The organism is Ruegeria sp. C2 (assembly GCF_056537765.1).
Map to the genome: position 1 here is coordinate 748,329 of NZ_JBQFRZ010000001.1, position 20,937 is coordinate 769,265.

20 protein-coding genes are annotated in these 20,937 nt (G+C 58.1%); 17 read left to right on the forward strand and 3 right to left on the reverse strand.

Annotation, left to right across the window (positions count from 1 at the left end):
- Positions 1 to 39 precede the first annotated feature (39 nt).
- From argC to ACR0IV_RS03755, 7 genes are all read left to right on the forward strand, one after another.
- Complete coding sequence (argC, locus tag ACR0IV_RS03725) at positions 40 to 1,068, forward strand: N-acetyl-gamma-glutamyl-phosphate reductase (RefSeq protein WP_480657787.1); 1,029 nt, start codon at positions 40 to 42, stop codon at positions 1,066 to 1,068.
- Positions 1,069 to 1,075: 7 nt separating this feature from the next.
- On the forward strand, positions 1,076 to 1,522 hold the full coding sequence (gene ccmE, locus ACR0IV_RS03730) for a cytochrome c maturation protein CcmE (RefSeq protein ID WP_480469902.1): 447 nt from the start codon (positions 1,076 to 1,078) through the stop codon (positions 1,520 to 1,522).
- Between the two features lie 150 nt (positions 1,523 to 1,672).
- Positions 1,673 to 2,284: a holin-associated N-acetylmuramidase gene (locus ACR0IV_RS03735; protein ID WP_480657786.1), complete on the forward strand. Its 612-nt coding sequence runs from the start codon at positions 1,673 to 1,675 to the stop codon at positions 2,282 to 2,284.
- Positions 2,275 to 2,841 carry a holin family protein gene (locus ACR0IV_RS03740; RefSeq protein ID WP_480657785.1) on the forward strand — a complete coding sequence of 189 codons (567 nt, stop codon included), beginning with the start codon at positions 2,275 to 2,277 and terminating at the stop codon, positions 2,839 to 2,841. The genes ACR0IV_RS03735 and ACR0IV_RS03740 overlap by 10 nt, the downstream gene beginning before the upstream one ends.
- Before the next feature lie 74 nt (positions 2,842 to 2,915).
- Positions 2,916 to 4,880: a heme lyase CcmF/NrfE family subunit gene (locus ACR0IV_RS03745; RefSeq protein WP_480657783.1), complete on the forward strand. Its 1,965-nt coding sequence runs from the start codon at positions 2,916 to 2,918 to the stop codon at positions 4,878 to 4,880.
- Positions 4,877 to 5,332: a cytochrome c-type biogenesis protein gene (locus ACR0IV_RS03750; RefSeq protein WP_480657781.1), complete on the forward strand. Its 456-nt coding sequence runs from the start codon at positions 4,877 to 4,879 to the stop codon at positions 5,330 to 5,332. Before ACR0IV_RS03745 ends, ACR0IV_RS03750 begins: the two co-directional genes overlap by 4 nt.
- Positions 5,333 to 5,405: 73 nt before the next feature.
- Complete coding sequence (locus tag ACR0IV_RS03755) at positions 5,406 to 6,182, forward strand: enoyl-CoA hydratase-related protein (RefSeq protein WP_480657780.1); 777 nt, start codon at positions 5,406 to 5,408, stop codon at positions 6,180 to 6,182.
- An 8-nt stretch (positions 6,183 to 6,190) separates the two neighbouring features.
- On the opposite strand, the gene bmt is transcribed toward ACR0IV_RS03755, so the two are convergent.
- Positions 6,191 to 7,204 (reverse strand): betaine--homocysteine S-methyltransferase, encoded by a 1,014-nt coding sequence (gene bmt / locus ACR0IV_RS03760; protein WP_480657779.1) that lies wholly within the window; start codon positions 7,202 to 7,204, stop codon positions 6,191 to 6,193.
- Between the two features lie 123 nt (positions 7,205 to 7,327).
- Entirely contained in the window at positions 7,328 to 7,648 is a 321-nt protein-coding gene (locus tag ACR0IV_RS03765) for a DUF1476 domain-containing protein (protein ID WP_480469895.1), read from the reverse strand.
- A gap of 186 nt (positions 7,649 to 7,834) precedes the next feature.
- Between ACR0IV_RS03765 and purC the strand changes: the two genes are divergently transcribed.
- The 7 genes from purC (at position 7,835) to ACR0IV_RS03800 (ending at position 17,097) form a co-directional block, all read left to right on the forward strand.
- Positions 7,835 to 8,590 (forward strand): phosphoribosylaminoimidazolesuccinocarboxamide synthase, encoded by a 756-nt coding sequence (gene purC, locus ACR0IV_RS03770; RefSeq protein WP_480469894.1) that lies wholly within the window; start codon positions 7,835 to 7,837, stop codon positions 8,588 to 8,590.
- A 99-nt stretch (positions 8,591 to 8,689) separates the two neighbouring features.
- Positions 8,690 to 8,920: a phosphoribosylformylglycinamidine synthase subunit PurS gene (gene purS / locus ACR0IV_RS03775; protein ID WP_170374301.1), complete on the forward strand. Its 231-nt coding sequence runs from the start codon at positions 8,690 to 8,692 to the stop codon at positions 8,918 to 8,920.
- A 4-nt stretch (positions 8,921 to 8,924) separates the two neighbouring features.
- Entirely contained in the window at positions 8,925 to 9,968 is a 1,044-nt protein-coding gene (locus tag ACR0IV_RS03780) for a zinc-dependent alcohol dehydrogenase family protein (protein ID WP_480657777.1), read from the forward strand.
- An 11-nt stretch (positions 9,969 to 9,979) separates the two neighbouring features.
- Positions 9,980 to 10,648: a phosphoribosylformylglycinamidine synthase subunit PurQ gene (gene purQ, locus ACR0IV_RS03785; protein WP_480469892.1), complete on the forward strand. Its 669-nt coding sequence runs from the start codon at positions 9,980 to 9,982 to the stop codon at positions 10,646 to 10,648.
- Positions 10,649 to 10,684: 36 nt separating this feature from the next.
- Complete coding sequence (locus ACR0IV_RS03790; RefSeq protein ID WP_480657776.1) at positions 10,685 to 12,463, forward strand: sensor histidine kinase; 1,779 nt, start codon at positions 10,685 to 10,687, stop codon at positions 12,461 to 12,463.
- 11 nt (positions 12,464 to 12,474) lie between these two features.
- Positions 12,475 to 13,809 carry a sigma-54-dependent transcriptional regulator gene (locus tag ACR0IV_RS03795; protein ID WP_480469890.1) on the forward strand — a complete coding sequence of 445 codons (1,335 nt, stop codon included), beginning with the start codon at positions 12,475 to 12,477 and terminating at the stop codon, positions 13,807 to 13,809.
- 507 nt (positions 13,810 to 14,316) lie between these two features.
- Positions 14,317 to 17,097 carry an Rne/Rng family ribonuclease gene (locus ACR0IV_RS03800; protein WP_480658565.1) on the forward strand — a complete coding sequence of 927 codons (2,781 nt, stop codon included), beginning with the start codon at positions 14,317 to 14,319 and terminating at the stop codon, positions 17,095 to 17,097.
- Positions 17,098 to 17,138: 41 nt separating this feature from the next.
- On the opposite strand, the gene ACR0IV_RS03805 is transcribed toward ACR0IV_RS03800, so the two are convergent.
- Positions 17,139 to 17,372, reverse strand: coding sequence for a sulfurtransferase TusA family protein (locus tag ACR0IV_RS03805; RefSeq protein WP_480657775.1), 234 nt, complete (start codon positions 17,370 to 17,372; stop codon positions 17,139 to 17,141).
- A gap of 105 nt (positions 17,373 to 17,477) precedes the next feature.
- Here ACR0IV_RS03805 and ACR0IV_RS03810 point away from each other — a divergent pair, with 105 nt between their 5' ends.
- The 3 genes from ACR0IV_RS03810 (at position 17,478) to ACR0IV_RS03820 (ending at position 20,879) form a co-directional block, all read left to right on the forward strand.
- The gene (locus tag ACR0IV_RS03810; protein ID WP_480657774.1) at positions 17,478 to 18,230 is read left to right on the forward strand and encodes a cytochrome c biogenesis CcdA family protein; all 753 of its coding nucleotides are present in this window, start codon (positions 17,478 to 17,480) and stop codon (positions 18,228 to 18,230) included.
- An 88-nt stretch (positions 18,231 to 18,318) separates the two neighbouring features.
- On the forward strand, positions 18,319 to 19,533 hold the full coding sequence (locus tag ACR0IV_RS03815; RefSeq protein WP_480657773.1) for a hypothetical protein: 1,215 nt from the start codon (positions 18,319 to 18,321) through the stop codon (positions 19,531 to 19,533).
- The gene (locus tag ACR0IV_RS03820) at positions 19,530 to 20,879 is read left to right on the forward strand and encodes a cytochrome P450 (protein ID WP_480657772.1); all 1,350 of its coding nucleotides are present in this window, start codon (positions 19,530 to 19,532) and stop codon (positions 20,877 to 20,879) included. The genes ACR0IV_RS03815 and ACR0IV_RS03820 overlap by 4 nt, the downstream gene beginning before the upstream one ends.
- The last annotated feature ends 58 nt before the right edge of the window (positions 20,880 to 20,937 follow it).

A 20,937-nucleotide genomic window follows, 5' to 3' on the forward strand; every position in this document is an offset into this window, starting at 1 on the left:
GCGGTCACCCATGTGACACATGAATGAAAGAGGTCTGACATGACCCACAAAATCGCAATCCTAGGTGCTTCCGGCTATACCGGCGCAGAACTCGTGCGGCTGATTGCCGGGCATCCGAATATGGAAATCAAAGCTCTGGCCGCCGAGCGCAAGGCAGGGCAGACCATGGCACAGGTGTTTCCACATTTGCGTCATATGGATTTGCCGGTGCTCTGCAAAATCTCCGAGATCGACTTTTCGCAGATCGATCTGTGTTTCTGTGCCTTGCCGCATAAAACCAGTCAGGAAGTCATTCGGGACTTTCCCAATACTCTGAAAATCGTCGACCTTTCGGCGGATTTCCGGCTGCGGGATGGTGATGAATACCAGAAATGGTACGGCAACCCGCACGCCGCGCTGGGGCATCAGGAAGAAGCCGTCTATGGCCTCACCGAGTTTTACCGGGATGACATTCGCGCCGCGCGGCTGGTCGCCGGGACCGGATGCAACGCCGCGACCGGGCAATATGTGCTGCGGCCGCTGATCTCGGCGGGCGTGATTGATCTGGATGACATCATTCTGGACCTGAAATGCGCTGTCTCGGGTGCGGGTCGCGCTTTGAAAGAGAACCTGCTGCACGCAGAGCTAAGCGAAGGCGCGAACGCCTATGCGGTAGGTGGGACGCACCGGCATCTGGGTGAGTTCGATCAGGAGTTCTCGGAACTGACGGGTCGTACCGTACATGTGCAGTTCACACCGCATCTGATCCCGGCCAACCGGGGCATTCTGGCCACCACATATGTGAAGGGCGATCCGCAGAGCGTTTATGAGACGCTTCAATCGGCCTATGAAGGCGAACCCTTCATTGAGATGTTGCCCTTCGGAGAAACACCTTCGACCCATCATGTTCGCGGTTCGAACTTCTGTCACATCGGGGTGGTCGGTGATCGGATCGAACGCCGCGCCATCGTGATTGCGGCACTGGATAACCTGACAAAAGGTAGCAGCGGGCAAGCCTTGCAGAACGCTAACCTGATGTTAGGTGAGGATGAAACCCTGGGGCTGATGATGGCCCCTCTGTTCCCGTGAGGACGGTATGAAAACGCTCAAGAAACGTCGTCGAATTCAGATCATTGTGCTAGCCGCGGTGGCCTTGGCCCTATCGACGGCGTTGATTGGCGTTGCCATGAAAGATGGCATTAACTTCTTCCGCTCTCCTAGTCAGGTGATCGCCGAGCCTCCACAACCGAACGAAGTGTTTCGCATCGGCGGTCTGGTCGAAGAAGGCTCGATCATTCGCGGGCAGGGTGAGACGGTGCGTTTCGTTGTGACCGATGGGGGCGAGAGCGTGCCCGTGGCTTTCACCGGTGTGCTGCCTGACTTGTTCTCTGAAAACCAAGGGATGGTGGGCACTGGAAGTTACGTCGATGGCGTCTTCGAAGCGACTGAAATTCTTGCGAAACATGATGAAACCTACATGCCGAAAGAGGTCGTGGACGCGCTGAAAGAGCAGGGTGTTTACAAAGAGAGCGGCGACAGCTGAACAGGTCATAGCGGCCTTCCTCCGACAGAGGTTTTTCAGAACAGAAGAAACAGGGCGTTGCGCGCAGAAAGCTGGCAACGCCCTTTGATTTGTCGAGGTATTAATGCCTTTGCTTGACCGTTTGAGCCATCTGAGCAAAGGGGTGGTTCAATGCAGACGGTTCAGCAGATCGCTGAAGGTATCGTTACGCGCGAAGGCGGCTTTGTTGATGATCCGGATGATCCCGGCGGTGCGACGAAGTATGGTGTCACAATTCATACTATGCGGCGGTTGGGCCTGGACTTGACCGGTGACGGGGCGGTGAACCGCGCGGATGTACGGGCGTTGACCCGAGCGCAGGCCGTTGAGATCTATCTGAAACACTATTTTTCGAAGCCCAAGATTGATCGATTGCCCGAGGTGTTATGGCCCACGGTATTCGACATGCATGTAAATGCGGGGGTGCAGGCGGTGACGATTCTGCAGAATCTGTTGCGCCGGATGGGATATGATCTTGCTATTGATGGGCTGGTCGGACCCCAGACTGCGCAGGCCTGCGAGAATGCGGCAGAGCCAAAACCAACCGTGCTGCGGGATGCCTATGGGATCGAACGTCGAAACTACTACTTCCGGCTGGCGGATCGAAAACCGGCATTGCGCAAATACGCCAGAACCAGGGCCGGTGGGAAAGGCGGATGGATCAGACGGGCTGAGGAGTTTTTGTCGCCCATCTATCACCTGAATGATGCAGAGTTTCAGCGGAGGGTTTCGGAATGGGATTGATTTCGGGGCTTTTGGGCCTGTTGTTCGGCAGTGGTCGAAATGTGGTTAGCGAAACGGCAGAAGTTTTTCGCGAAAACAGCGAAAGCGGGGCCGCGCGCGCGACGATGTTGCAAGCTTCGGCGATGACCCAGTTCGGAGCCGAGTTTCAGGCTCAGGGGAAAGGTTGTTTTGATCGGTTCATCGACGGTTTGAATCGCCTGCCGCGCCCGGCAATGGCATTGGGCACTTTGGGACTATTTGTCTCCGCAATGATCGATCCGGTTTGGTTTGCCCAGCGAATGCAGGGCATCGCACTTGTACCCGAGCCTCTTTGGTGGTTGTTGGGCGTTATCGTCACCTTCTATTTCGGGGCACGCCATCAGGTGAAAGCACAGGATTTCCAACGGGAAATCAGCAGCTCGATGCGTCTTCTGCCCGATGTTGTCGCCAACCTCGAAACGCTTGGTGCCTTGAAAAGCGATAGCTCCGACACCGCAGATACAGCGATTGAGACGGAAGGGGTTGAGGCTGACTCGAACCCCGCGCTTAATGAATGGAGACGCTTGCGCAGAAGCTAAGGCGCGACATTGTGTACGGCGGTTGCGGGCGAATGTGAATGGCGCTTGGCGGGCCTTCGTACTATAAGTCCGCCATGATTACAGAGCTCGGACATTTCGCACTGATCCTCGCCTTTCTGGTTGCCATCGTTCAGACCTTGGTACCGCTTGTAGGCGCCGCAAAACGCTGGACCGGATGGATGGTATTTGCTGAGCCGGCAGCGATCACGCAGTTCATTCTGACTGCGTTTTCGTTTGGCGCTCTGGTCTGGGCTTTTACGACGTCTGACTTCTCGTTGCGGATCGTGGTTGAGAACAGCCATTCGGCGAAACCAATGCTCTACAAGGTCAGTGGAACCTGGGGTAACCACGAAGGTTCAATGCTGCTGTGGGTGCTGATTGTCGCGCTATTTGGCGCCATGGCTGCGGTGTTCGGCGGGGGGCTGCCACCAACGTTGAAAGCACGGGTGCTGGCTGTTCAGGCGGCGATCGGCGTAGCGTTTTACGCCTTCATTCTGTTCACCTCGAACCCCTTTGACCGGTTGCCTGTTCCGCCGTTTGACGGGCGTGACCTTAACCCACTCTTGCAAGATCCGGGATTGGCCTTCCATCCGCCGTTCCTGTATCTGGGCTACGTTGGTCTCAGCATGGCGTTTAGCTTTGCTGTTGCTGCATTGATCGAAGGCCGGGTTGACGCGGCATGGGGGCGTTGGGTGCGTCCCTGGACTCTGGCTGCTTGGATCTTCCTGACCATCGGCATCGCGCTTGGGTCCTGGTGGGCCTATTACGAGCTTGGCTGGGGCGGGTTCTGGTTCTGGGATCCGGTTGAAAATGCCAGCTTCATGCCCTGGCTTCTTGCTGCCGCGCTGCTGCATTCGGCCATTGTGGTCGAAAAGCGCGAGGCGCTGAAAAGCTGGACCATCTTGCTGGCAATCATCGCTTTTGGCTTCTCGCTGATTGGCACCTTCATCGTGCGCTCGGGCCTGCTGACTTCGGTCCACGCATTCGCCAACGACCCTGAGCGTGGCGTGTTCATCCTGTTCATCCTCGTGGTCTTCACAGGCGGTGCTCTGACCCTGTTTGCCGCACGCGCGCAAGCGATGGAGGCGAAGGGTGTCTTTGGTATGGTCAGCCGCGAAAGTGCGCTGGTTTTGAACAACATCCTGCTGGCAGTCAGCTGTTTCGTGGTGTTCTTTGGTACGCTCTGGCCGATGGTGGCTGAGATGGCGTTTGATCGAAAGCTTTCGGTCGGTGCGCCGTTCTTCAACGCTGCATTCACGCCCTTTATGGTAGTGCTTGGGATAGTCCTTCCATTGGGTGCGATGATCCCGTGGAAGCGGGGTCGCTTGGGCAAGGCGGCGTGGTCACTGCGTTATGCTTTCGTCTTGGCAGTTGCACTGGCGATACTGGTTTGGGTTCTTCAGACCGGGCGTAGCGCGTTGGGGCCAGCGGGGCTGTTCCTTGGGGCGTGGATTACCTTCGGAGCCATTGTTGATCTGTGGAGCCGCACAGGGCGCAAGGGCAGCTTTGCCCGCTTGTTCCGCTTGCCGGGTGCCGATTGGGGCAAGGCCGTCGCTCATACGGGTCTGGGTGTCACCATGTTTGCCATCGCAGGTCTGACCGCTTGGGAGGTGGAAGATATCCGCGTTGCGCAACCTGGTGAGCCGTTCGAGGTTGGTCAGTTCACATTGACGCTGCAGGATGTACGACGTGTTGAGGGGCCGAACTATTTCTCGACCACCGCCGACGTTGCGGTTGAGTTGAATGGCCGTCCGATCACAATGCTGCACCCCGAGAAACGCGACTATCCGGTGGCGCGTATGCCCACGACAGAGGCGGCGATTGACTATCGCTTCCTGCGCGATCTCTACGTGGTGATCGGTGATCAGCAGGCGGACGGAGGTTGGGTCATGCGCACCTATATCAAACCTCTGGCCAACTGGATCTGGGCTGGGTGCATTCTGATGTCTCTGGGCGGTTTGCTCAGCCTGTCGGACCGCCGCTTCCGTGTGGCAGCGGGTGCCCGCAAGACGCCAGCGAGCGGAGTACCCGCCGAATGAAACGCCTCGTTCTGATCCTGATGTTGATGGCTGGCCCGCTTATGGCCGTGCAACCGGATGAAATTCTGGACGATCCTGTGCTTGAAGAGCGCGCGCGGGAGCTCAGCACCGGGCTGCGCTGTCTGGTGTGCCGGAATGAAAGCATCGACGAAAGCAACGCCGATCTTGCGCGCGACCTGCGTATTCTTCTGCGCGAGCGGTTGGTGGCCGGGGATACGGATCAGGAGGCGGTGGATTTCATTGTCGACCGCTATGGTGAGTACGTACTGCTAAAGCCCACTATAACAGGGTCGAACCTGATGTTGTGGCTGGCCGGTCCCGTCATGTTGCTTATCGCGGCAGGCATGGGGTGGAGCTTCTTGCGCAAACGGGCGCATGCACAGGCTTCCGGTCCCGGTGATAAACTCAGCGAAGAAGAACAAGAGCGTCTGCGCCAAATTCTGAAAGACTGACGCGCGGTTCTTCTTTTCCTTCCCTCACATTTGCGTAAGGTTTTGCAAAACGCTGCGCTGGTGAGGTTTTTCGATGGAATACAAAGCAGTCCAATTGGAGATTGCAGATGATCTGGCGGTTCTGACACTGAACCGGCCGGACAAAATGAACGCACTGACCACTCAGATGCGGGCAGAAGTTACTTACGCCATGAAAGAGGCCGCACGGCAGGCGCGCGCTATCGTTCTGACTGGTGCTGGGCCTGCCTTCTGCTCCGGTCAGGATCTGGGAGACGCCTCAAGCACAGGTTCGATCGATCTGGAACGGGCTTTGCGGGATGAGTATGAGCCGATGCTTGAAGCAGTCTATGACTGTCCGGTCCCAACCATCGCCGCCGTCAACGGGCCGGCGGCGGGGGCAGGAGCCAACCTGGCACTGTGCGCGGATGTGGTGATTGCGGCTGAAAGCGCCTATTTCCTACAGGCCTTTGCCCGGATCGGTCTGTTGCCCGATGCCGGTGGCACGTGGTTCATGCCACGTCAAATGGGATTCGCCAAAGCGATGGGTGCGGCGCTGTTTGCTGACAAGATCAGCGCGCGACAAGCAGATGAGTGGGGGCTGATCTGGGAAGCCGTGGCGGATGATCAGTTTGATGCGCATTGGCGTAAACGGGCTGCTTATCTGGCCAATGGCCCGACCGCAGGTTTCCGTGCGATCAAACAGGCAATTCGAGGCACCTACGACAACACTCTGCCGCAGCAACTGGCGGCTGAGGCGCATCTGCAAGGTGAATGCGGACGCACGCGCGACTTTGCCGAAGGAGTCGTTGCTTTCCTTGAAAAGCGCCCCGCGAAGTTCGAGGGACGCTGATCGTCACATTATGCCCGGCGACGACGACGAGTACGCCGTTCTGGCGCGGCGTCGTCCCCGGTGCCGTCCGAGGCAGAGGTGAACGGGCCGAGCGCCAGCGCGATCTCATCCAGAGTTGGGCGATTGCCACGCGGTCGCGTGTCCAGTGCTTTGCGCATCTCGCGCAGATGCGCAGGCATCGTACCGCAGCAGCCGCCGATAATGGTCGCGCCTGAATCACGGGCCATCGCAGCGTATTGCCCCATCAGCTCGGGTGTACCGTCATAGTGGATGTGCCCGTCCACATATTTCGGGATACCCGCATTTCCCTTGGAAATCAGGGGACGCTCGGTACCCTGCGCTGCAAATCCCAGGATGGTGCGCAGAATATCCGAAGCACCCGTTCCGCAATTGGCACCGAAGGCCAAAGGCGGATTAGGCAGAGTCTCAACCATTGTCGCCAGGTCGGATGAGGTGACGCCCATCATCGTGCGACCGGCAGTGTCAAAGCTCATGGTGCCGCACCAGGGCATATCGGCCAGCGCGAAGGCCTCGGCTGCGGCGCGGAACTCTTCCGGGGCGCTAATGGTCTCAAGCCACAGCACATCGGCACCACCGGCTTTCAGCGCCTCGGCCTGTTCGTGGAACATCTCGACCGCCTCGGCATGGGTCAGGCTGCCTACGGGTTCCATGATCTCTCCGGTCGGGCCGACCGAACCCGCCACGATCACGGGGCGGCCTGCCTTGTCTGCGACCTCACGGCCAAGTTCCGCACCGATACGGTTCAACTCAGCCACGCGACCCTGAGCGTCATGCAATTTCAGCCGCGCCGCAGTGCCGCCGAATGTGTTGGTCAGGAATAGATCACTGCCTGCATCGATCGAACCCTGATACAGCGCGCGGATCTTGTCGGGCGCATCGACATTCCACAGCTCGGGCGCGTCGCCGGATTGCAGGCCCATGTTGAACAGGTTGGTGCCAGTCGCACCATCCGCAAGGATGACATCGACAGTTTCCAGAAGCTTGCTGAGCGCGTTTGTCATTTGGGTATTCCAAAAAATAGGGGCTTGAGCCCAAAAATATGAGACGCCCCGTGTCTCACGACCGGGGCGTCAAATCAAACTCATAAAACTCATGAAGATCATGAGTTTTGCATTTTCAGGCCATCAGTGTTCGGCTTCCGCCATCACCTGTTCTTTGGCTTCAACCAGAAGTTCTGCCATTTTCGAACGGATCTTTGCCTCGTCCGCGAGATCGCCAAGATAGCCCTTGACCGCCTCGACAACATCGTCTTCGCTGACATTCTGCAGATCGGCATGGACCAATACCTCGCCGTATTTCCGTGCCTGTTCAACGGTTTCGCCCTTCAGCGTCGATGCCCAAACCGCCATAAATCGATTGCGGCGCATACGTGCGATGAACTGCATCTTTTCGTCATGGGCGAATTTGCTTTCAAACGCGGCTTCACGTTCGTCGAATGTGGTCATTGGTTGGGGACCCCTTGGATTACGATTTCTTTCTGATGATATGACAATACGACACCCGGGGCGCAAGGTATTTGCGCTGCGTCAAAGGCCCTCGGGGTAGCGAACTTGCGAGAACGCGGGGCTTGCACTATGAGGGCGCCAACGTGAAGGGACTCATTCCCTTTCTCCAGCCTGGAAAGGTCGCTCATGGCGCGTCGCAAGAAGATTTACGAAGGTAAGGCAAAGATTCTGTATGAAGGCCCCGAGCCGGGCACCATCGTGCAGTACTTCAAGGACGACGCCACCGCGTTCAACGCCGAAAAGAAAGATGTCATCGACGGTAAGGGGGTCCTGAACAACCGCCTGAGCGAGTTCTTCATGACCGGCCTGACACAGATCGGCATTCCGAACCACTTCATCCGCCGCCTCAACATGCGCGAGCAACTGGTCCGGAATTGCGAGATCGTTCCGCTGGAAGTGATCGTGCGCAATTATGCCGCTGGCTCTATGTCCAAACGTCTGGGCATTGCAGAAGGTACGCAGCTGCCGCGCCCGATCGTTGAATATTGCTATAAGGATGATGCTTTGGGTGATCCGCTGGTCACCGAAGAACACATTGCGGCCTTCGGTTGGGCCAGCCAGCAGGACATGGACGATATCCTCAGCCTCGCGCTGCGCGTGAATGACTTCATGAGCGGAGTGATGCTGGCCGTCGGCATCCGACTGGTTGATTTCAAGATCGAGATCGGCCGGGTTTTCGAAGGCGACTATCAGCGCCTCATCGTCGCGGATGAGATCAGCCCCGATAGCTGCCGTTTGTGGGACATTGAAACCGGCCAGAAGCTGGACAAGGACGTGTTCCGGCGCGATCTGGGTAGCTTGACTGACGCCTATTCCGAGGTTGCACGCCGCCTTGGCGTTCTGCCGAAAAGCAATGTAACCAAGCCAACCCTGATCAACTGATCTTGCCCCTTGAGGCAGGGTTGTCCGACAGACCCAAGCGGGATATCCCGCACGCAACGAAACGGACCCGAGAGCGGTCCACGACTGGAGTTTTCGAACATGAAGGCACGTGTGCATGTGATGCTCAAGAACGGGGTTCTGGATCCGCAGGGCGAGGCTGTGCGTCACGCATTGGGTGCAATGGGTTTTGATCAGGTCGAAGGCGTGCGTCAGGGCAAGGTCATCGATCTGGAACTCGCCGAAGGTGCGACCGAGGCTGACGTGACCGAGATGTGCGAAAAGCTGTTGGCCAACACGGTCATCGAACGCTACGAGATCGAACTGGTCTGAGGGCATGCGGGCCGCGCGTCTGATCTCTTATCGACAGCCGCTTGAGGTGACGACGGTTCCTGACCCGGAACCGGCGGAGGATGGCGTTGTCGTGCGGGTTCTGGCCTGTGGCGTATGCCGCTCTGACTGGCACGCGTGGTCCGGTTCTGACCCGGATGTTGTCCTGCCGATGATCCCAGGCCATGAGTATTGCGGCGAAGTCGTCGCTGTCGGTAACCGGGTCATCCGCTGGCGCGTCGGGGATCGGGTGATTGCACCTTTCATTCTGGCCTGCGGGCATTGTTCCGATTGTGCGCAGGGCCATCAGACGATCTGCTCCGATCAAGTTGTTCCGGGGTTCACCTGTGATGGTGCCTTTGCCGAATTCATTTCGGTTGCCCATGCAGATGCGAATCTGACCGCTCTGCCTGACACATTGGCTCCTGAGATTGCGGCGGCGCTGGGATGCCGGGTGACGACCGCGTGGCAGGCCCTGGTCGGTCGGGCGCGGATACAGGGCGGGGAATGGCTGGCCGTCTTCGGTGGCGGAGGAGTCGGTATCTCGACCCTGCTGCTGGGCAAGGCTTTGGGCACCCGCGTGATCGTAGTCGACATTGCAGACGACAAGCTGGCCTATGCAAAAAGCCTTGGCGCAGACGCAGTGGTCAATGCGACCACTTGCGACGCGCCGCAAGCGGTCAAAGACCTGACGGGCGGTGGCGCACATGTTGCTATCGAGGCTCTGGGCATCGAGGTCACAACCGTGTCTGCCATGCGCTCGCTGCGCAAACTGGGCCGGATGGTGCAAATCGGTATGCCTGCTGGCGATCACACCACAATGGCTTTGCCGATGGATGTTCTCTATTCCGGTCAATTGTCCGTCTACGGAACGCGCGGCATGCCCAGCTGGCGCTATCCGTCGCTTCTGTCGTTGATCGCAGGCGGAGGGGTCGACCTAAGCCCGCTGGTCACACGCCAAATCTCACTGAATCAAGCAAGCGCTGAGCTTGCCGCCTTTGACCATCCAACGCCTCCGGGTGTTGCCGTTATCACTGACTTTGTCTCTTAGGAGGGTCCGCCATGCGCGCAGCCGTCATCGTTTTCCCTGGGTCCAACTGTGACCGCGATCTTGCCGTTGCTTTCGAACAGGCCGGGTTCTCGGTTGATATGGTCTGGCACAAAGACGCCACGCTGCCCGAGGGCGTCGATATAGTCGGCGTGCCGGGGGGCTTCTCGTATGGCGATTACCTGCGCTGTGGCGCGATTGCCGCGCAATCGCCGATCTGCAAGGCATTGGCCGCTCATACCGAACGGGGTGGCTATGCAGTAGGTATTTGCAACGGTTTTCAGGTCCTGACTGAAACCGGCATTCTGCCGGGCGCGCTGCTGCGGAACGCGGGTCTCAAATACATCTGCAAGACCATCGGTCTGAAAGTCGCAACCAGCAACAGCGCTTTCACCGAAGGTTACAATGCCGGGGATGTGATCGACATTCCGATTGCGCATCATGACGGCAATTATTTCGCCGATGATGAGACTCTGGCGGCGCTGAAAGATCAGGACCGCATCGCCTTTACATATGCCGACAATCCCAACGGTTCGCGTGACGATATTGCAGGCATTTTGTCAAACAACCGTCGCGTGTTGGGGATGATGCCGCATCCCGAAAGGGCGGCGGATTCAGGCCATGGAGGCACTGATGGGACGGCGCTCTTCCGCGCATTGGCAGGGGTGCTGGCACCAGCGTGACTTGAGGTGATCGGTCGGGACGCGTAGCGTCAAAGGATGAGTGCGGAAGATCAATCACACAGCGCTGGATTTTTGAATCGGCTGCGCGGGTCGCCTATGGGCTGGCGACTGCGCCTTGCCGTCTTCCTGTTGCTGATTGCGACCGTCGCCACGGTATGGATCACCAACAGCCTTCTGACCGACCGCTTTACGGAATCCACACGCAACCGCGCCGAACTGCGCCTGACGCTGTATTCCGGCAACCTGCTGAGTGAACTGCGGCGCAACTCGATTGTGCCGCAATTGCTTGCGCGGGACCCGACGCTGATCTCGGCGCTTCAATCCAGTGATTATACGTTGTCCAGCCAACGCCTGATCTCTTTTGTTGAAGAGATCGGGGCGGCCTCAATCTTTCTGTTGGACCGGGACGGGCTGACACGGGCGGCGACCGAGCGGAACCGACTGGGCGAGGGACATCGCGGATCGCCCTATTTTATTGACGCGATGCGCTCCAACGCCACCATATTTTCGGTGATTCCGCGCGAAGCAGGCGGCTACAGTTTTACTTATTCGCGCCGGATCGAGGCCAATTCCGAAATCCTTGGCGTGATCGTGGTTGAGGTAGACCTTCAAAAGTTCGAGCGCGCCTGGGCCGGGATTTCGGATGCGGTGATGGTTACGGACAGTACCGGAACAATTATTCTTTCGACGGAACCTCAATGGCGTGGTCTGGACGAAAGCACCGCTATCCTGCGGCAACCTCCGCAAAGTGCGATACAGCGCGCGATCCGAGCTACAACAGACTGGAATGCATTACCGCCCGACGCGTATCTGCAGGGCGAGGCTGTGATGCGGATGGAGACCCGTATTCCCTTCCGAGGATGGCAGATGATGTCGTTTACCACCTATTCCTCGATACGGGAGAAGGTGAACAGCGTTCTGGCGCTGGAAATCATGGCGTTTGCGATTCTTCTGGCGCTGGCTTTCTATGCACTCAGCCGTAGGGCCACGTCACGCATGACCTTGTTCCAACGCGAGTCGGCGGAGCTTCGCGCATTGAACGTAAGGCTGCAGCGGGAAATTGCTGAGCGAGAACGCGTTGAAAAGACGCTGGAAGTTGCCGAGCAAACCCTTGCGCAAAGTTCGAAACTGGCGGCGCTTGGTGAGATGTCTGCGGCGGTCAGTCACGAGTTGAATCAGCCGCTGGCTGCGATGAAAACCTATCTTGCGGGCGCGCGTCTGTTGCTGCGTCGGAACCGGCCCGAAGAGGCGCTGGCCAGCTTTGGCCGCATCGACGGGCTGATTGAACGGATGGGGGCGATCACGCGCCAGCTCAAATCCTATGCGCGTAAGGGCGCGGATGCGTTTTCGCCAGTAAACCTTGGGGAAGCGCTGGCCTCAAGTCTGTCGATGATGGAGCCGCAACTGCGCCAGCGGCATGTTAAGATCACGCAGATTTTGCCCGAAGAACCTGTTATAGTGATGGGAGATCGGATGCGGATCGAACAGGTTATGGTCAATCTCTTGCGCAATGCGCTGGACGCCACCAAATCTGTGCAGGAACCGGATGTCGAGATCATCCTCGCCGCGGGTGACACCGCTATTCTGACCGTGCGCGACAATGGTCACGGGATCGAGGATATCGAGAACCTGTTTGAACCGTTCTATACGACCAAACGCCCGGGAGACGGCGTGGGTCTGGGGCTTGCCATCTCGTCCGGGATCGTGAACGACCATGGCGGACGGCTGACCGCGCGCAACGGCCAACAGGGCGGCGCGGTGTTTGAGATGCAATTGCCCATTCTGGGAAGCGACGGCCTTGAGGCCGCGGAATAAAGGAAATGACTATGGCACAGGCCATGAAAATCGCCATCGTGGATGATGAACAGGACATGCGCCAGTCGATCAGCCAATGGCTGGCTCTGTCGGGATATGACACCGAAACTTTCGCCAGCGCTGAGGATGCGCTCAAGGTGCTCGGGCCCGAATATCCGGGAATCGTGATCTCGGACATCAAGATGCCTGGGATGGATGGCATTCAATTGCTGAAAAAGCTGATGGGGGCGGACAGCACGCTGCCGGTGATCATGATCACAGGTCATGGCGACGTTCCTATGGCTGTTGAGGCGATGCGCGTCGGGGCGTTCGATTTCCTCGAAAAGCCCTTCAACCCTGACCGGATGTCTGAACTGGCCAAACGCGCCAGTAATGCGCGGCGTCTGACTTTGGACAACCGTGCCCTGCGGCGCGAGCTGTCGGGTGGTACGCAGATCATGAACAAGCTGATCGGGGCTAGCCCAGTCATGGAACGGCTGCGCGAGGATATTCTGGATTTGGGGCAGGCGGACGGCCATGTCCTGATTGATGGGGAAACCGGGACCGGCAAAACGTTGGTGGCCCACGCGCTGCACGCGGTTGGCAGCCGCGCTGGAAAGAAATTTGTGTTGGTCTCTTGTGCTGCGCTGGAAGAGGAAGCGTTGTCGAAACGCCTGTTCGGTCCGATGTTGCCCGAGGACACCCAATTGCCTGCCATCGAAGAGGCGCGTGGCGGTACGCTGGTCCTCGAAGATGTCGAAGCGCTGAGTGACACGCTGCAGGCGCGTTTGCTAAGTGTTATGAATGAGCAGGGGACGCCTGCAGAAACGCGGATCGTGGCGATTTCGAACCTGCAGGAAGCGGGCAAAACCTCCGAGGATGTTCTGCGACCGGACCTGTTCTATCGCCTTGCGGCGTTGCGCATCACGATGCCGCCCTTGCGTCAGCGCGGTGAAGACATTCTGACGTTGTTCACGCGTTTGAGCGAGCAGTTCGCCGAGGAATACGGCTGTGATTCACCTCAGGTCAGCGCTCAGGAGGCGGCACAGCTGTTGCAGGCACCGTGGCCGGGGAACGTGCGTCAGTTGATCAACATCGCGGAACGCGCTGTGCTGCAGTCACGACGCGGCTCGGGGACGATTGCTTCGCTGCTGATGTCCGATCATGAGGAAATGCAGCCGGTAATGACGACTGAGGGCAAGCCGCTGAAGGAATATGTCGAAGCCTTCGAACGGATGCTGATCGATAATACCATGCGGCGTCACAAGGGCTCAATCGCGTCGGTGATGGATGAGCTTTGCCTGCCGCGCCGGACGTTGAACGAGAAGATGGCCAAATACGGGCTGCAGCGTTCGGACTATTTGTAAGGGTCGTGAGGGGGCCAGCCCCCTCTTGAGCCTTCGGTTCAATTCACCCCCGAGATATTTATGGCCAGATGAAGGGATCCAGTGGCGCTTGAGGGCAGTGTCGTGCAGTTTGCCCATTGTCTTTTCCACAGGACTGCTTTTATTGTGAGCAGACGGGCCGGGCATTTGTGCCTGCAAGCCCCGTTATTTTGAGTTTCGCTGCTGAGCTGATGGTGAGGATCGATCCCGCGCGGCACGGCAGACCGATTGTGCCCTGGTTGGGGCAGATGAACGCCTGAGCCCGTAAATGCGGGCGAAAGGAATAAATGGGCGGGCCGCGTCGAGACGCGCCTGTCGGAGAAGAACCGCGATGACGCGCGCGCAACGATTGAGTATACGGGCAGGGGGCCAATGCGCCAGACCCTGCCGCGCGCCGTCCGATATCGCCCGTACAAGACACCTCCCCAAAAGCGCCTGTCCGCCTGGACGGGTCAGGACAACGCGTTTGGCGCGGTGCACCAAGGACACATGGCTAAGAAAATGCTTATCGATGCCACCCATGCGGAGGAAACCCGCGTTGTGGTGGTCGACGGAAACAAGGTTGAGGAATTTGACTTTGAATCCGAAAACAAACGCCAGCTTGCTGGCAACATCTATCTTGCAAAAGTAACTCGGGTCGAGCCGTCTCTGCAGGCGGCCTTTGTGGATTATGGCGGAAATCGTCATGGTTTCCTGGCCTTCTCGGAAATTCACCCGGACTATTATCAGATCCCCGTCGCTGACCGCGAGGCGCTGATGGAGGAAGAGCGCGCCTATGCTGAGGCCATGAAGGTGCGCGACGAGGCCGAAGAAGCAAAACCGAAAAAGCGCCGGTCGCGCTCGCGGTCCAAAGCTGCCGATGTGAAATCGGACGATCCGGTCGAGACGCTGGAGGTTTCCTCTGAGCCGACTGGCATGGAAACTATTGATCTGGATGACAGTGAAGAAGCCGATGTGCCTGAGGGGACATCGCCGATGGAGATTGTTGCCGAAACTCCGGTAGAAGAGCCCAGCGATAGTGTCGAGCCTGCGGCTGAGGAAGCGCCGGTAGAGGATGCCACATCAGAAGAGGCAGAACAGTCTGCTGAGGCCGTTGATGAGACCGCTGACGCGGAAGAAGAAGCTCCTGCCGAAGCAGAGGAAGTAGCCGGGGATGTCGCCTCGGAAGAGGTCGAGGCCGATTCTGATGTTGAAGAGGCAAAGGTTTCTGACGACGATCCGGATGCAGATGACGAGGCAGAAGGCAAAAGCACCGATGCAGCGTCGAAAGACGACTCGATCGAATCCGTAGCGGATGAAGATGATAGCGAGGACATTCGTCCTCCGCGCAAGCCGCGCCCGCGTCGTTACAAGATCCAGGAAGTGATCAAAGTGCGCCAGGTTCTGCTGGTGCAGGTCGTCAAGGAAGAGCGTGGCAATAAAGGTGCTGCGCTGACCACCTATTTGTCGCTGGCTGGCCGCTATTGTGTGCTGATGCCAAACACGGCACGTGGCGGCGGGATCAGCCGTAAGATCACCAACGCTGCGGATCGGAAGAAACTCAAAGATATTGCCGCTGAAATTGACGTACCGACGGGTGCGGGTCTGATCGTACGCACGGCTGGGGCCAAGCGGACGAAATCCGAAATCAAGCGCGACTATGAATACCTGCAGCGCATGTGGGAGCAGATCCGTGAACTGACGTTGCAATCCATCGCGCCTGCGAAGATTTATGAGGAAGGCGATCTGATCAAACGGTCGATCCGCGACCTCTACAACCGTGATATTGATGAGGTTCTGGTTGAAGGCGAGGGCGGTTACCGCATCGCTAAGGACTTCATGAAGATGATCATGCCGTCCCACGCCAAGAACGTGAAACGGTATGAGGACGCGCTGCCGCTTTTTGCGCGCTATCAGGTCGAAAGCTATCTGGCGGGAATGTTCAACCCGACGGTACAGCTGAAATCCGGTGGTTACATCGTGATCGGCGTAACCGAAGCGCTGGTGGCGATTGACGTGAACTCGGGTCGGGCGACCAAGGAAGGCTCGATCGAGGAAACCGCGCTCAAGACCAATCTTGAAGCCGCCGAAGAGGTGGCGCGTCAGCTGCGTCTGCGCGATTTGGCCGGTCTTATCGTCATCGATTTCATCGATATGGACGAGCGCAAGAACAACGCGGCCGTCGAGAAGCGTTTGAAAGACAAACTGAAGACTGATCGTGCACGCATTCAGGTGGGCCGGATTTCGGGCTTTGGACTGCTTGAGATGAGTCGCCAGCGTCTGCGCCCCGGCATGATTGAGGCCACTACGCAGCCGTGCCCGGCCTGTCATGGCACCGGCCTGATCCGTTCGGACGACAACATGGCGTTGTCGATCCTGCGCCAGATCGAAGAGGAAGGCACCCGCCGCCGTTCGCGCGAGGTTCTGGTGCGCTGCCCGGTCAGCATTGCGAACTTCCTGATGAACCAGAAGCGCGAGCATATCGCGCAGATCGAGGCGCGCTATGGCCTGTCGGTTCGGATCGAGGGCGACGTGCATCTGGTCAGCCCTGATTTCTCGATGGAGAAATTCAAGACCGCCAGCCGTGTGGTGCCTGAGGCGACGGCACCTGTAGTTTCGGTTGATGCCTCGCTGATGGACATGGTGGATGCCTCGGAAGAGGAAGAAGTCGTCGAAGAGACCGATGTACAGGCCGAAGAAGAAGCAAAACCCAAGCGCAAGCGGCGTCGGCGGCGTCGGAAGAAGAGCTCTGGCAATGCTGAGGCCGCAGAAGGTGGTGCCGAGACTTCGGACGACAATGCGGATGATGCTGTCGCGTCGGATGCTGCGAATGACGATGCAGCCGCTGAGGAAAAAGCAGTCGAAGAAGAGCCTGCTGTCGAAGCGGCGGAGAAGGCTGAGAAGCCTAAGAAGCGCCGTGCTCCGCGTCGTCGCAAGAAAGAGGTCGAAGCGGACGCTTCTGAGGAGGTTCAGCCTGCCGCCGAAGTGAGCACTTCGGAGCCTGAGCCGGTCCAGGCAGAGGTTGCTGAAGTGGCGGATGAGGAGCAGGATGCGGCAACCGAGAGCGCCGCGGTGGAGCCGGAACCAGAAGCCGTCGCAGAGGATATGTCAGAACCCGAAGCAGCCGCTGAGACAGAAACAGCCGAGGCTGCTGAGCCAGAACCGGAAGTCGCGACCGAGGAAGCTCAGGCGGAAGAAACACCGGAACCTGTTCTTGAAACCGTTGCGGAAGAACCCGAGCCAACCCCGGCCAAGCCGAAACGGCGCGGTTGGTGGTCACTGGGACAATGATCGAAAGGGCGGGCCATCAGGTCCGCCTTTTTCTTTTTTGATCAACCGGATTTTTGGATCAGATAAACCTGATATCCATTTGTTGTGTCCTGCGAAACCAGCGTATGCCCGGCCTCACTGCAGAAATGCGGCACGTCGATGATGGCCGCCGGATCATCAGCAAGCACGCGCAGCAACCCTCCGGCGGGTAGGGATTTCAGCCGTTTTCGCGCTTTCAGCACGGGCAGCGGGCACAACAGCCCCAGCGCGTCGAGTGTTTCGGTCTCATCAGTCATGGGATTGAGATATTTCCAACGCGCGATGCTGTCCAGCGTGCAACCACGAGGATGTGACTGAATGGCCCCGTGACGAAATCGATTTGATACCATATGTGCTATTCCATGTTCGGAATAGATATCATCGACGCGGGGCTTCTGCCCGCCATGTTCATCGCCATGCTCGGCGGTTTGATCAGCTTTTTATCGCCCTGTGTGTTGCCGATTGTGCCACCATATCTGGCGTATATGAGCGGCGTTTCGATCAACGAGATGAAGGACGAGGCGCGCGCGCGCCGCAAGGCGACCCTGTCGGCGCTGTTCTTCGTTTTGGGTCTGTCGACGGTGTTCCTGCTGCTTGGCTTCACGGCCTCTGCCTTCGGGGCGTTTGTTCTGCAGAATCAAGTGCTTTTCGCCAAACTCTCAGGTGCGGTGGTCATCGTTTTCGGACTGCACTTTCTGAACGTCTTCCGTATCCCGCTACTGGATCGCGAAGCGCGGGTTGAGACTGGGGATTCCGGTGGTTCGGTCTTCGGAGCCTATATTCTTGGCCTTGCCTTTGCGTTCGGCTGGACGCCCTGCATTGGGCCTCAGCTGGGTGCAATTCTTTCGCTGGCTGCATCCGAAGCCTCGGTCGCGCGGGGCACCCTGCTGCTGGGCGTCTATGCGGCGGGCTTGGGGATTCCTTTCCTGCTGGCGGCAATGTTCCTGAACCGCTCGATGTCCGTGATGAACCGGATCAAACCGCATATGGCGACCATTGAGAAGGTGATGGGCGGGCTACTGCTGTTCGTGGGTATTATGCTGATTACAGGTCTGTTCACCGAATTCAGCTGGTGGCTGCTGGAAACTTTCCCGGTTCTGGCCACGTTCGGTTAACCCTCTGGCGCTAAACGTGGATGTCGCGACGGCGGGTCTTACACCGCTTGCCGCTCTGCGCTAATCTGCGCGGCAGAGGGCCGGGTCAATGAGCAGTCAACAACCCCATCCAGAAGTGCGCAAACGCCGGGTGTTCTATATTCCCGGCTACGACCCGATTCATCCGCGCCGCTATCGTGAGCTTTACCGCACCGAAGGCCAGGCCCAGGCTGCGATTTCGGGATATGAAATCTCGATCCGCGGGCGAACCGGGAATGACCTTTATGGTTGGCAGATACATTCGGAACAGGAAGGGGCCACGGTCGCGGCGGTGGTCGATGTGCTGGTATGGTCCGATATCGTGCGCCAGAGCATGGCGCGCTCAATCCCTGCGACCTATCTGCAGCTTGCTCGCACTGCTTGGATTTATATCTCGACGGGAACACTTTGGCGCTTGATGCAGTTGCGCAAAGGCCCGGTGATCGCAGCGCTTTATCCCGTCGGTATGCTGTTGTTGCAACTGATCGCCGCTCTGGGGTTTGCCTGGGGTCTGTCCGCTGCGCTGCATCCACTGATCGGGGGGTGGGGACTGTTGCCTGCGATTGGGGTCGCCTATGCGCTACTGCTCTGGTTTCGGAAGCTCGATAATCGGTTGTTTGCCTATTACCTGATGCATGACTACGCGCATTCAGCGCGCCTGCGGGGCTCGTATGCGCCAGAAATGAAACAACGGCTGAGGCAATTTTCCAACCTGATCTCAGACTCCCTTGAGGCCGATGTGGATGAGGTTCTGGTTGTAGGCCACAGTTCAGGAGCCCATCTGGGTATCTCGGTACTGGCAGAGCTGTTGCGGGGCCAGAAGATTCCAAGCGACGGTCCTGCATTATCTTTCCTGACATTGGGGCAGGTTGTACCGATGGTGTCCTTTCTGCCAGATGCCAGCGGGTTACGTTCGGACCTGCGTTATCTATCAGAGCACCCTGATCTGACATGGGTCGATGTCTCAGCTCCGGGGGATGGCTGCGCATTCGCGTTATGCGATCCGGTTGCCGTCAGTGGTGTCGCGACATCTCAGAAGCGCGGGCCTCTGGTGTTGTCAGCCGCCTTCACCCAGACCCTGTCCGCTGAACGCTGGAAGCAGTTACGATGGCGATTCTTCCGTCTGCATTTTCAATATCTCGGCGCATTCGATCGGCCCGGAGATTATGACTATTTCCGTATTACCGCAGGCCCCAGGACCTTGGCGAACCGGTTTAGGGACCGCACACCCTCACAATCACGTATCGAGAAACCGACCTCAAAATACACTTCGGTGCGCGCATGAGACCACCGAAGCCACAGGCGCGCCCCGACAAGGTATCTCTCTGGCAGTACATGCGCCTGTTCCGAAAGGATCTGTTGTCAGCTCAGCCACAAAGGCTCTACCGCGCTTGGATGGCCGAATTCAAAACGCCGTTCTTTCGGTCTTACATGATCAACCAGCCCGATCTGATCAGAACCGTGTTGAAAGACCGGCCAGACGATTTCCCCAAATCCGAGCGTATCAGCGAAGGGCTGCGTCCGTTGTTGGGGCAATCGGTTTTCCTGACCAATGGAGAAACATGGAAGCGTCAGCGGCGGATCATCGACCCGGCGTTCGAGGGCGGGCGGCTGAAAGACAGTTTTCCGGCCATGGTCGATGCGGCGCAGGCTTGTGTCGATAGATTGACCGCGCAGGCCGGTCAGGTGGTGGAATGCGAAGAGATCACCAGCCACGTTGCTGCCGATGTGATCTTTCGCACCCTGTTCTCGGTCCCGATTGAGCATGAGGTCGCAACGCAGGTTTTTGACAAGTTCCGCACCTATCAACGTGCGCAACCGCTGCTGAATCTGGCCGCGTTTATTCCGCTGCCACGTTGGATGCCTCGGTTTCATATGCGCCGAACCCGGGAGACGGCGCGGGAAATCCGGACACTGATTGGTCGTCTGACAGCGGAACGTGCGAACGCGATCTCTGCGGGTAACGCTCCGGATGACCTCGCGACGAAGATCATGACGACGCCCGACCCGGAGACAGGCGCTTGTTTTGGCACCGAAGAAATGATCGATCAGGTGGCAATCTTCTTTCTTGCAGGGCACGAAACCAGTGCTTCGGCCTTGGCGTGGGCGCTCTATCTCATGGCGCTTTATCCTGATTGGCAAGAGAAGGTCGCAAACGAGGCGCAGGCGGTCAATATCGACGATTTTGCCGTGATGTCGAAGCTGAGGCTCAGCCGAGACGCGTTTCGTGAAGCGCTGCGACTCTACCCGCCTGTACCCATGATGGTGCGTGAGACGACAGGCCCGGAACGCTTCCGCGACCGGGATATTGCGAAGGGCGCGCAGATCGTGATCAGCCCATGGCACCTGCACCGGCAGGAGCGCCTGTGGGACAACCCCGACGATTTCAATCCTGCGCGTTGGGCCACTAAAAATGGTCGAACATGCCTGCGCGAGGCTTATATCCCGTTTTCCGCCGGCCCACGGGTCTGCACCGGTGCGGGTTTTGCCATGATTGAAGGCCCACTGATCCTGTCGATTCTGTTGCGGCGTTTTCGCTTCGAAACAATAGAGGGCAAAACGCCCATACCGGTCGCGCATCTGACGGTCCGCTCGAAAGACGGTATTTGGTTACGTCTGGTTGAGCGCTAACAAACTACCATCGTCCGACGGCTTGCTGTATGCGGAGGACAAATACGGAATCATATTG